At 35.6% G+C, this 12,718-nt stretch carries 9 protein-coding genes and 2 pseudogenes; 7 read left to right on the top strand and 4 right to left on the bottom strand.

Annotated features, from left to right (window positions below):
• Positions 1–3: 3 nt before the first annotated feature.
• Positions 4–558: an REP-associated tyrosine transposase gene (locus EKM00_RS09760; RefSeq protein WP_126516040.1), complete on the bottom strand. Its 555-nt coding sequence runs from the start codon at positions 556–558 to the stop codon at positions 4–6.
• A gap of 83 nt (positions 559–641) precedes the next feature.
• Here EKM00_RS09760 and EKM00_RS09755 point away from each other — a divergent pair.
• Positions 642–848 (top strand): annotated as a pseudogene (locus tag EKM00_RS09755) (RNA pseudouridine synthase); the annotation flags it as partial.
• A gap of 49 nt (positions 849–897) precedes the next feature.
• Here the strand turns inward: EKM00_RS09755 and EKM00_RS09750 are convergent.
• Together EKM00_RS09750 and htpG are read right to left on the bottom strand one after the other, a co-directional pair.
• Positions 898–1,314 carry a YybH family protein gene (locus tag EKM00_RS09750; protein ID WP_126516039.1) on the bottom strand — a complete coding sequence of 139 codons (417 nt, stop codon included), beginning with the start codon at positions 1,312–1,314 and terminating at the stop codon, positions 898–900.
• A gap of 1,100 nt (positions 1,315–2,414) precedes the next feature.
• Positions 2,415–4,316 (bottom strand): molecular chaperone HtpG, encoded by a 1,902-nt coding sequence (gene htpG, locus EKM00_RS09745; RefSeq protein WP_126516038.1) that lies wholly within the window; start codon positions 4,314–4,316, stop codon positions 2,415–2,417.
• A gap of 180 nt (positions 4,317–4,496) precedes the next feature.
• On the opposite strand from htpG, the gene EKM00_RS09740 reads away from it, so the two are divergent.
• From EKM00_RS09740 to EKM00_RS09730, 3 genes are all read left to right on the top strand, one after another.
• Complete coding sequence (locus EKM00_RS09740) at positions 4,497–4,973, top strand: lipocalin family protein (RefSeq protein WP_126516037.1); 477 nt, start codon at positions 4,497–4,499, stop codon at positions 4,971–4,973.
• Between the two features lie 17 nt (positions 4,974–4,990).
• Entirely contained in the window at positions 4,991–5,686 is a 696-nt protein-coding gene (locus EKM00_RS09735; protein WP_126461562.1) for an OmpA family protein, read from the top strand.
• A 103-nt stretch (positions 5,687–5,789) separates the two neighbouring features.
• Entirely contained in the window at positions 5,790–6,737 is a 948-nt protein-coding gene (locus tag EKM00_RS09730) for an ABC transporter ATP-binding protein (RefSeq protein ID WP_126516102.1), read from the top strand.
• Positions 6,738–6,943: 206 nt separating this feature from the next.
• On the opposite strand, the gene EKM00_RS09725 is transcribed toward EKM00_RS09730, so the two are convergent.
• Entirely contained in the window at positions 6,944–9,355 is a 2,412-nt protein-coding gene (locus EKM00_RS09725; RefSeq protein ID WP_126453559.1) for an alpha/beta hydrolase family protein, read from the bottom strand.
• Positions 9,356–9,646: 291 nt separating this feature from the next.
• Between EKM00_RS09725 and EKM00_RS09720 the strand changes: the two genes are divergently transcribed.
• From EKM00_RS09720 to EKM00_RS09710, 3 genes and pseudogenes are all read left to right on the top strand, one after another.
• A complete protein-coding gene (locus tag EKM00_RS09720; RefSeq protein ID WP_126453562.1) occupies positions 9,647–10,654 on the top strand; it encodes a 3-oxoacyl-ACP synthase III family protein in 1,008 nt (335 codons plus the stop codon).
• A gap of 151 nt (positions 10,655–10,805) precedes the next feature.
• Positions 10,806–11,801: pseudogene (locus tag EKM00_RS09715) on the top strand (isoaspartyl peptidase/L-asparaginase family protein).
• Positions 11,802–12,482 carry a copper homeostasis protein CutC gene (locus EKM00_RS09710; RefSeq protein ID WP_126453564.1) on the top strand — a complete coding sequence of 227 codons (681 nt, stop codon included), beginning with the start codon at positions 11,802–11,804 and terminating at the stop codon, positions 12,480–12,482.
• The last annotated feature ends 236 nt before the right edge of the window (positions 12,483–12,718 follow it).

The raw sequence follows: 12,718 nt of genomic DNA, 5'->3' as shown, positions 1-12,718 counted from the left end.
CAACTAAAATAAATCTAATAAAATTACCTCTAATTCATTTTCTAATGCAGCATAATTTCTTGCAGAACTGAAATAATAATCTTCCGGCATCGTTACAATTTTTTCATTTACAGGATTGTTGTGTATGCAATCCATTTTTTGTCTAATAAATTTATTGCTGTAAATATGTTCTGCATGATAACCGTTTTGCCAAACTTTGTATTGTTGTTCTTGTTTTAAATGCTGACAAGCTTTTTTAAAATAATCCAAGATCCATTCTCTCCTGCTTTCCGGTTCTTCAATAATAGCCTGAATAATTTTTTTAGATGTATATTTTTTAAAATCACGCATCACATCGGATAATATAAAACCGTTTGTTGCTTTGCAAAGCAGATGAATATGGCTGTGCATAATACAATATCCATAAATTTCTAAGCCCTTTTGATCTTGACAATAGTGTAACGCTTGTATAATAATTTGTTTTTGATTTAATCGTGTAAAAATATCTACCCAACCCATTGTAGTTATAGTAATAAAATAAGCGTCTTCAGTTGTTGTGGCTTTATACTTTGTCGACATTTTTTGTGTTATTTGTATTGTTTGCTCACTATTGTGGGCACACTTTGCAAAACTGCGCTAACGATTGTGGTATGTCGGCGCGATCGGGCAGACACCATCAAATTCGCGCACAGCTTTCGGCTATTGGCTCACCCATAAAAGGCGATTTAAAATATGGTTTTGATCGAAGTAATTCAGATGGAGGCATTCATTTACATGCTCGAAAACTAGTCTTTACCCATCCTGTTACCAAAGAAAATATGGAAATCTTGGCGCCAACTCCTGATGATGTAATTTGGAATGCAATTTAGAAAACTCATTTCATATAAATATTTCGTCACAACCTTTCACTAAAAAAAACTAACTAGAATGGTCAACTACGATTTTCCAACCTTCTTTAAATTTTTCTACTATTAAAGTAAAAAATCCTTTTTGTTCTCCTTTTTCCATTTGCAAATTCCAAGCACCTAAAACAAAGGCATGTTCGCTATCAATCATTTTTATTTGTTTGATATCAAAAGTTAGAGTACCCATTGCAGCTTTGTCGGGATAAACTTGTTGATAGATCTCTAAGTTTTTTTGCCAGCCGTAAAATGGTCCTGTTTTTCCAACAAATAGTAAAGAATCGGATTTTAAATAACATTGCATATACCCAATCATATCCCCATTATTCCAATCTAAACGTTGTTTTTCTAAAACTGCTTTAATTTCTTTCTCTTGAGCAATTGATAAATGACTACAAAATAAGAACACTATTGATAATATGATTTTTCTCATTTTTTTTGCGATTTGATTGATTTTAACTTTATTGTGGACAACCTTTATCCCTTTTCATAAATCAAATGTATTCAAAAAATCGTGTTCATTCCCATTTAATTTTATGAAATATTGTACTATAAAATACTTGGACTACTTTTTAATTTTTGTACAATTTTACCCCAATATAAAATGCAGCGTTAATTATTTATTCCTGTACATCTCATGAATTCATTTTCAGGATAAAAAATTAGTTTTTATTTATACTTCTCTTAAACAAAATATGAAAATCCGTTAGCGCGGATTTGCAATCCGTGCCTATTCCAATTAATCAATTAAATATGTTACAGGATACTTTTTTTGAAATTTTGAAATTGCAAATTCCCTTTGTAGATATTCTATGTGCGCACGGATTGCAAATCCGCGCTGTCGCTGTCAAAAAAAAAGTAAATCCGCGATCTAGCTTCTGAGGGTGCATAACCAATTGTACACGATTTTTAAAAATATTCAACAATAAAAAAATAAAACACTGCCCATATTATTATAAAAAATAGTCCAAGGTATACATTATTTAAATTTTTATTTAAGTCTTTTTTAATTATTAGTCGGTATAAAATCCAACCTATAAAAACGATTACTAAACCTACTACCATTACAATTCTTGACATAATTTATTTTTAGTATTAGACGTTTTATTTTAGTATTTGTTACTTCTCTAATTTACGTTCTACGTGTTGCTTACTACCAACTTGTATATACTTGCTACTCTATAGCCAGTATTTACCCAAAATTGGGTAGATTGTCACTATTAAATTGATGGTTATACACAAATATATAAATAATTCTTTACAAAATAGTATTTCTTTACTCCTGCTGCTAAACGAAGTTTTAACCTTAAAATGCTCTAAATAGCCCCGATAGAAGTGAAAATCCTTTGCTTTGGCGACAGCCAAAGGCAAAGATTGCAGCGTATAGCGGGACGAAAGTGATTCTGGAAAACAATCGTTTTGCTCCAAAAAAAAAGCTGCCCAAGGTTGGACAGTTTTAGTATTTTGGATATTCCGAAGCAAGTTCGGAATAAGCGATTCACATAATTTTAGTTGATAAAATGGGTTCGCTGCTTATTTGATCAGCTCAAAACTTCTTTTCACGAAAGCGGTTAATGCTTCTCCTTTCAATAGGTTTTGTGATAATTTAGCTAGGTCAAGCGCTTGTTTGACCAAACTTTCCTGAGCGTCTTTGTCTTTGTTGTTTAGGATGCTTGTTGCCAATTCAGAATTAGTATTCACCACTAAATTATACATTTCCGGCATATTTCCCATTCCGAACATTCCACCGCCACCAGACTGACTCATTTCCTTCATTCTACGCATGAATTCCGGTTGCGTGATGATAAATGGCGAAGCATTGCTATCTAAAGCTTCCAGTTGAACCGAATACGTTTGTTTAGGAACAATAGCTTCTAAAACGGTTTTTAGGTTGGTTTGCTCTTCCTCCGATAATTTAGAAATAGTAGTTTCCTCTTTCTTAATTATATTGTCAATATGATCCGAATCCACACGTACAAAAGTCATGTTGCTGTTGTCGCCTTCAATTTTTTGAATTAAATGCGAGATAATTGGGGAATCCAACAATAAAACTTCATATCCTTTGTCTTTTGCAATTTCGATATAAGAGTGTTGTGCTTCTTTATTTCCAGCATATAAAACCACTAATTTCCCGTCTTTATCCGTTTGATTTGCCGCAAGGTTTTCTTTTAATTCTTCTAATGTGTAATATTTTCCATCCACTGTTGGATACAAAACAAACGCACCTGCTTTTTCGTAGAATTTATCTTCAGAAAGCATTCCGTACTCCAAAACGATTTTGATATCGTTCCATTTTTGTTCAAAATCCTCACGGTTTTCAGTAAACAACGATTTTAATTTATCGGCAACTTTACGCGTAATGTAATTAGAGATTTTCTTCACCGCAGCATCTGCTTGCAATCCAGAACGAGAAACGTTCAACGGAATGTCCGGTGAGTCGATAACCCCTTTTAACATAGTCAAAAATTCAGGTACAATTCCTTCAACATTATCCGTTACGTACACTTGATTTTGGTACAACTGGATTTTGTCTTTCTGAATTTGTAAATCCGAACCTAATTTTGGGAAATACAAAATACCGGTTAAGTTGAACGGATAATCAACATTTAAATGAATGTGGAATAACGGTTCTTCAAATTGCATTGGATATACTTCTCTGTAGAAATCCTTGTAATCAGCATCTGATAACTCCGTTGGTTGTTTCGTCCAAGCCGGGTTTGGGTTGTTGATGATGTTGTCAACTTCTACTTCAGTAAAAATTTTGTCTTTATCTTCTGCAGCAACTTCTTCACCCTTTTTTTGCTCTATTTTCTCTGTTTTGGTTCCAAATTTAATTGGAATAGGCATGAACTTATTGTATTTGTTCAGTAACTGATTGATTTTTGAATCTTCTAAAAATTCCAAAGAATCTTCGGCTATATGCAAGATAATTTCTGTTCCGCGAGTAGTTTTGTCAGCAGGTTCTAAAGTAAATTCCGGGCTACCATCACAAATCCAGTGCGCAGCTGGCTCGTCTTTGAAAGATTTAGTGATGATTTCCACTTTTTCAGCAACCATAAAAGCAGAATAGAAACCAAGACCAAAATGGCCAATAATTCCAGAATCTTTAGCAGAATCTTTGTATTTATCCAAAAATTCTTCAGCTCCAGAAAAAGCAACTTGATTGATGTATTTTTCCACTTCATCAGCTGTCATTCCCAGACCTTGATCGATGATGTGCAGTTTTTTGCCTTCCTTGTCGATTTTTACCTCGATAATTGGGTTTCCGTATTCTACTTTGGCTTCGCCAATGCTGGTTAAATGCTTCAGTTTTAAAGTTGCATCTGTCCCGTTCGAAATCAATTCACGCAAGAAAATTTCGTGATCGCTGTATAAGAATTTCTTGATTAAGGGAAAGATGTTTTCTACCGAAACATTAATTTTACCTGTTGTCATATTTTGAATTTTTAAGTTTATTTTTATGAATAAAATCCTTTCAAATAGAATACCAATTATTGTTGAAGTGACAAATTGGCGCAGGTGTTAATTATGATATAAAATAATTTAATTTTGAAACTATTTTGTTTTTATTGCTTTGTATCTTTGTTAAAACATTAATTACATAAATTTCAAACGATGAAAAAAATCATTTTATTATGCACATTAGCGGTTTTAATGTTTGCATGTAAGTCAACATCAGTAACGAGTACGAACACCGATAGAAAAGCTCAGGTCATGATGAAAGGAGACTGGGTGATTAGCGCAGTAACCTATCCAGGTTCACAATATATTAATGTGAATACGTTTCAACTTGCCGATTCCGAATGCTTTATTGGAAGTACGTGGAAGTTTATTTCGAATAATAACAAAGGGAATATGGCTTTGACCAAAGTAAATTGTGTTGCATTTAGCTCCCCAATTACATGGTTTGTTAACAATGAAGAGCAATTTGTATTGAAAGTACTTGATGCAGGTGAAAAAGCGCGAAAAGTGAGAGACGGTTATATTTTACGCCTTGCAAACCAAACGGAAACTTCTTTTCAATTGATCGATAAAATCGATGTAGGAGGAAAAATGACGGATGTCGTGTATCAGTTCCAGAAAGTTAATTAATTAATAAAAATAGCGATATGAAAAAGATTTCAATAGTTGCAATGGCAACAATAATGATTATAGGTTCAATGTTTACCAGTTGCGAAGCAATCAAAAACACCAATAAAACCCAAAGAGGAGCTGGAATAGGTGCTGTTGCCGGAGCCGTTCTGGGAGGTGTTCTTGGAAACAATCTTGGAAAAGGTGGTAATGGAGCAATGGGAGCTGTACTTGGTGGAGTTGTTGGTGGAGTTGCCGGTGGAGTTATTGGCAACAAAATGGACAAGCAAGCAAGAGAAATTGATGCAGTACTTCCTGGCGCTGAAGTCGTTCGTGTAGGAGAAGGTATTAAACTGGTTTTGAATGAAAATGCAGTGCGTTTTGATACTAATAAATCTTCATTGACGGCCAGTGCTAAAGCAAATTTAGATAAACTAGTTCCTGTTTTTTCAGAATATCCGGATACTGATATTACGATTTACGGATATACTGACAGCACAGGTCCAGCGGATTACAATTTGAAACTTTCAGGAGAAAGAGCGGCATCAGTTAGAAATTATTTAACTAGCAAAGGGGTTTCTTCCAGTAGATTTCAAGTGACTGGTTTAGGAATTGCAGATCCAATTGCCTCCAACGAAACAGTTGATGGCAGAAGTCAAAACCGTCGTGTTGAATTTGCGATTACTGCAAACGATAAAATGATTAAAGATGCTGAATCCGAAGGAAAAAATTAAGTATAAAATACCAAAAAACAAAGGCTGTTTCGTCAAGAAGCAGCCTTTTTTTATGTCCAAATTGCATTAAAACATTGTAAATTTGCAGTCTTAATTACAGATGATGCTCGAGATAAAAAACATATCCTTTACTTACATTGAAAAGCCCGTAATAGAAGAGGTTAGTTTTGCCATTGCAAAAGGGGAAAACGCCGCTATTATTGGCGAAAGCGGTTGCGGTAAAAGTACGTTGCTAAAACTCATATACGGATTATATGATTTGGATAACGGAACAATTACTTATAATGACAAACCTATTTTGGGTCCCAAATACAATCTGATACCGGGAGAAGATTATATTAAATATTTAGCACAAGATTTCGATTTGATGCCGTACATAACCGTTGAAGAAAATGTGGGCAAGTTCTTGTCAAATATGCATCCGGAACAAAAGCAAGCTCGAGTCCAAGAGCTGTTAGAAATGGTCGAAATGACTGCTTTCGCAAAAGTAAAAGCGAAGTTCCTAAGCGGTGGACAGCAGCAGCGAGTAGCCTTGGCAAGAGTTTTAGCATTAGAACCCGAAATTATTTTGCTCGATGAACCGTTTAGTCAAATTGATTCTTTTCGGAAAAATTCGTTGCGTCGAAATTTATTTAGGTATTTAAAAGACAAAGAGATTACCTGTATTATTGCCACACATGACAGTACTGATGCGTTGTCTTTCTCTGATGAAACAATTGTGGTTCAAAACGGAAAAGTAGTGGCAAAAGGAGATTCTAAATCCTTGTATGAAAACCCCGCTAACAAATATATTGCTTCTCTTTTTGGAGAAGTCAATGAGTTAAAATTGTCTCAATTAATTGAACTTGTGGATGAAGCGGATCAGCCGCTTTTATTGTATCCGCATCAATTAAAAGTGGTGGACAACGCCATTATGAAAGTAGTCGTAAAACAATGTTATTTTAAAGGAAGTCATTATTTAGTCAAAGCAGCTTTTGAAAGAAGAGCGATTTTTTTTGAACATGATTCGGAATTAGCATTAAATCAGGAAGTATATTTGATGTTATCCTGATGATTAGTATTCAGTAAACAGTGCTCAGTATTCAGTGATTTTCAGTTCTGATAACTATCGAAAGTAGAAGTCGTTTTCAACTTTTATAAAAGTAGTAATAAACAAAAACCCCAAAGTCAAAGTGAATTTGGGGTTTTGTGCTATGTTAATTTTTTTTGTACAACTTACTGATCACTCAATAACTGATCACTGAACCCTTTTTAGAATTAATTCTTTAAATACTTTTCTAAAAACTGGTCTTGTTCCCAAAGCAAATGCAAAATATTTTCTTTGGCTACATAACCGTGTGCTTCTTTTGGCAGAATTACCATTCTTGCCGGAGCACCTAACCCTTTCAAAGCTTGAAAATAACGTTCGGTTTGCAAAGTGAAAGTACCCGGATTATTATCTGCTTCACCGTGTACCAAAAGCATGGGCGTTTTCATTTTATCAGCATTCATAAATGGTGACATCGTGTTATACACTTCAGGAGTTTCCCAGTAGTTGCGTTGTTCGGTCTGGAAACCAAAAGGTGTTAGCGTTCTGTTGTAAGCACCACTTCGAGCGATTCCACACGCAAAAAGATTAGAATGCGTTAGTAAATTAGCGGTCATAAAAGCACCATAGGAATGACCGCCCACAGCTACTTTTTTTCTGTTGATGTATCCTAAAGCATCCACGGCATTGATGGCCGCTTCAGCATTGTCAACTAATTGCGTCATGAAATTATCATTGGGCTCCGTTGTTCCTTCGCCAATTATGGGGAAAGCTGCGTCATCAAGAACTACATAGCCTTTGGTTACCCAATATACGAACGATCCATAACTAGGAAATGTAAATTCGTTCGGGTTTTGTGTGCTTTGTCCTGCTGAATTTTTGTCTTTATATTCAGCTGGATAAGCCCAAATCAACAATGGCATTTTCTCTTTTTTGATTTTGTCATAACCAACAGGTAAATATAACGTTCCGGATAATTCAACACCATCTTTACGCTTGTATTTAATCACTTCTTTACTCACGTTTTTGATACTTTCAAAAGGATTTTTGAATGCGGTAATTGGTGTTAGTTTGTTTTTTTGTTTAATATTTCTAAGGTAATAATTAGGGTATTCATTTTTAGACTGGATTTGGACTAAAACCGTTCCTTTTTTGAAGTCTTCAATCTCCAAAACGTCTTCTTTTTTATCGGTGTAAGTCGAAGTATACAACCGTTTTGCTTGCAACGTTTTCAGATTAAATTCACTTATAAACGGGAATTGCCCGTTTTTAGTAAATCCATTACCAATAAGATATGCATTGTCATTTTCGATAGCCAAAACATACCTGTTGTATTGGTTTTTTCTGGTTTCAAAATTTCCAGGATCAGAATATACATCCTGTGAATTTCTGTCGAAAATTACTTTTGGAGCCTGACTTGGATTCGAGGGATTTATTGCATACGTTTTGGTATTACGGGTATCGTACCATTCATCTGTAATTATAGCCACGGTATCATTTCCCCAAATTATTCGGTCGTAGCGTTGTGGTGTTTTTACCAATGAAGTAGCGGAAAGATTAAAAGGTGCGTTCCAAAGAAAAACTTCATCTCTGAATTCCACTTTGTTTGCAGGATCGCCACCGTCTAAAGCTTCAGCATAAGCTAATGTTGCGGGTTTGTCGGTTCTCCAGCTCATGTTTCTTTTTCCTTTTCGAACGGCCATAAATCCTTTAGGAATAATCTCCGTCAGCGGCACTTCATTGACTACTTTTACTTCGTTTCCAGCTTTGTCATAGATTACTGATTTTGAAGGAAAACGACTCAACGGGACAATGTATGAAAATGGTTTTTGAATCGTAGTCAGCATTAGATAATTGCCGTCAGGGGAAAAACTTTCTCCCGCATACATAGCTGCATTTTTGAATAAAGTTGCTATTCCGTTCAGGTTTACTTTGTACAATTCAGAAGTCATGATATTCTCAAAATTGATTTCATCATTCTTGTTTTTCAACATATCCGGATAAGTTCTGTTCTGCGATTTTACACCATCGGCGTTTGAAATTATCGGACCGGTTGGCAAATCTTTTTTGGCATCCAAAAGAGCTGCTCTGTTTTTTGGTAACATTTTTACCAAAATAGTTTCGTTGTCATTCATCCAGCTGAACGGACTTCCAATATTAGCATTCACTGTTGCTTCCGTTAATTTGGTGGCTTTCGCCGAAGTAACATCGATAACCCAAAGTTCTACTCCGGAAGCTGTGGTGTGCGAAAATGAGATTTTTGTATCATTTGGAGACCAACCGATAGTACTGATACGAGGATTCGTAGGCAAACCTGTAACCTGTACTTCATTTTTGTCTTTTATTTTGCGTAATTTCAGGTTGTTCACGTATGTAACAGTACTGGAAATATTTGTAATTGGATTAATCCGCAATCCACCCAAGCGCAGTTCTTCTTGGTTTAAATCGTCCAGTGATTTATACGTATTTCTGTACGTAAGCAACATGTATTCTTTTTTAGTATCCATCGATACTGAAGGTGCTCTTTCATAATCCGCTAAATCCAATATGGACTGAGATGGTTTTTGATAGGTTAAGTTTTCTTGTGCAAAAGTGGTTAAGCTCAATCCAAGAAATAAAAAAAATGGAATTTTTAACTTCATAATTTGAATGATTTTAAATTAGCATTGGCAGTGTCAATAATTGGTCTAAAATAAATGAATCTTGTTACATTTGGAAACAAAAACTTTTTTTTAACGTTTGAGTCAGATCCGGATGAGGTCACAATAGTATTATTTTTAAGCACTTCAACAGATTGTATTTGTAAGTATAACAAGAAATTGCGCAAAAAAGCATAAAAGTTGTAAATTGATAAAAAAGTAGTAATTTGTGTGCTCATATTTTCAAGTATGTTTTAAATTTGTACTCGTATTTTAATAAAATAACAACAATATATGTATCATTCAAAAATAGCAGGATTGGGTTATTATGTTCCCGAAAACGTAGTGACTAATGACGATTTGTCCAAAATTATAGACACTAATGATGAATGGATTCAGGAAAGAACTGGAATTCAGGAGCGAAGACATATTATAAAAGGAGAAGACACGACGACTTCTATGGGAGTGAAAGCTGCCAAAATTGCTATTGAGCGTTCTGGTGTTGCTAAGGAAGACATCGATTTTGTGGTTTTTGCCACATTAAGCCCTGATTATTATTTCCCTGGTCCAGGCGTTTTAGTGCAACGGGATTTAGGGTTAAGAACCGTAGGCGCATTAGATGTAAGAAATCAATGTTCTGGATTTGTTTATGCTTTATCCGTGGCAGATCAATATATCAAGACGGGCATGTATAAAAATGTATTGGTAATTGGATCAGAAGTTCATTCTACCGGATTGGATATGACCTCGCGCGGAAGAGGGGTTTCAGTAATTTTTGGAGATGGTGCAGGAGCGGCTGTTTTGAGCAGAGAAGAGGATTTGACCAAAGGAATTTTATCCACACACTTGCATTCTGAAGGGCAGCACGCCGAAGAATTAATTGTAAAAGCGCCCGGAATGGGAGGCCGTTGGATAACAGATATCTTGGCAGATAATGATCCGGATGATGAGAGTTATTTCCCGTACATGAACGGACAATTTGTATTTAAAAATGCAGTGGTTCGTTTTAGCGAAGTAATTAATGAAGGATTACAAGCGAATAATTTGCAGGTTTCGGATATTAATATGTTGATTCCGCATCAGGCAAATTTGAGAATTTCACAGTTTATCCAAAAGAAATTCAACTTGACCGATGATCAGGTCTATAATAATATTCAGAAATACGGTAATACTACCGCCGCTTCTATTCCAATCGCTTTGACTGAAGCATGGGAAAAAGGCAAAATAAAATCAGGAGATACGGTTGTATTAGCCGCTTTTGGAAGTGGATTTACTTGGGGAAGCGCCATTATTAAATGGTAAATAGTAGTACAATAAATCGTATGTCGATTCCAATTGTTCTTTGATAAATAGTCTAAGCCTGCGCAAATTATTGTGCAGGTTTTTTTTATTTAAAGAGGAACCGTTATATTTATAGTTCAAAATTGATGCAACCAATAGTAATACAATCAAAATGACTAATCGTAGAAATTTTTTGAAAACAGCTGCTTTCGCTTCCGCAGCTATGGCTTTACATTCATTCAAAGGGAAACCAGAGGAATAAAATGATTTTTCATCTAAAAAAGGAAGTAAACCTATTGTGCTTTCGACATGGAATTTTGGAATCCAAGCGAATGCAGCCGCTTGGGAAATTTTAAAAAATAACGGACGAGCTTTAGATGCTGTCGAAGCCGGAGTAAAAATTCCAGAAGCCGATCCTAAGGAACGGAGCGTAGGATATGGCGGAAGACCAGATCGAGACGGTCGCGTCACACTTGATGCATGTATCATGGATGAAAACGCCAATATAGGCTCAGTAGGATGTTTGGAGTTTATAAAACATCCCATTGCGGTGGCTCGCGCTGTGATGGAAAAAACACCGCATGTCATGTTGGTAGGTGATGGTGCTTTGCAGTTTGCGTTGTCGCAAGGTTTTGTAAAAGAAAATTTATTGTTGGAAGAATCTGAAAAAGAATGGAAAGAGTGGTTGAAAACCAGCCAATACAAACCCATTGCCAATATTGAAAATCATGATACCATTGGGATGATTGCTTTGGATGCTGACGGTAATCTTTCTGGCGCATGCACCACTAGCGGAATGGCTTTTAAAATGCACGGACGCTTGGGTGATTCCCCGATTATTGGCGCTGGATTGTATGTAGACAATGAAATTGGTGCGGCCACAGCCACAGGACATGGAGAAGAAGTGATTCGGATTTCTGGTTGTCACTTAGTGGTTGAGCTGATGCGCCAAGGAAAATCACCACAAAAAGCGTGTGAGGAAGCGGTGGCCCGAATCGTAAATTTGACCCGTAAAAGAAATAAAAATGTAAAAGATATCCAAGTTGGTTTCATTGCCTTAAATAAAAAAGGAGAATATGGCTCGTATTGCATTCAGGGCGGTTTCAACTATGCTGTCCATGATACATCTGGAAACCGATTAATTGATGCCGATTATTTTTTGAAATAAATGAAAAAAGCACAACTGGAAATTGCCTGTTTTAATTTAGAATCGGCTATAATTGCTGAAAATAGTGGTGCTGACAGGGTTGAATTGTGTGCCAATAGAACAGCGGGCGGAACAACGCCAGATTTAGAACTTACTAAAATTGTTCGCGATAAAATCACCATCGACTTGAATGTTATGATTCGGCCTCGTGGTGGGGATTTCGTTTATTCTGATTCTGAATTGGCACAAATGAAGTCAGAAATCTTGGCATTCAAAAAACTTCAGGTTGATGGTTTTGTTTTTGGAATTTTAAACGAAGACGGTAGTATCAGTGAACAACAAAATAAGGATTTAGTTGCTTTGGCAAACCCATTGCCTTGTACGTTTCATCGTGCTTTTGATGGAGTAGAAAATAAATTTCAAGCACTTGAATCGCTAATCGGATGTGGTTTTAAAACCATTTTGACCTCTGGACAAGAAACGAATGTAATTGACGGTATCGATGTTTTGGCAGCCTTAGTTAGAAAAGCAACTGACCGAATTGTAATTATGCCGGGCGGCGGTTTGCGTTCTGTTAATATTTCCGCATTAAAACAAAAAACAAAAGCTATTTTCTATCATTCTTCTGCAATTATTGATGCAGGGGAACTAGCAAATCAGTTGGAGATCCAAGCCCTAAAAGCAAATTTAGAATCCCTGTAAAACTTTATAAATCAAAAAACCCGGAGTTGGCATACTCCGGGTTTTTCTTTTTGTAACAAACTATTAAAATGAGGTTTCTTTTGATTTAGAGTAGACTAAGGAAAGGCTAGTTTGTTACAAGCATTTTGCTTTTTTTATTTAAATGACAAAAAAAAGGTTTTGTCTTGTCCTGAATAACCGATACAGATTATTAGATAAAAATATTTAATTAAACACTTGCAAAAACGTTTTTGCAA

Origin of the sequence: Flavobacterium sp. RSP15 (assembly GCF_003968755.1) — a bacterium.
Classification (GTDB): Bacteria; Bacteroidota; Bacteroidia; order Flavobacteriales; family Flavobacteriaceae; genus Flavobacterium.
This window is presented reverse-complemented; position numbering and strand designations above follow the sequence as displayed.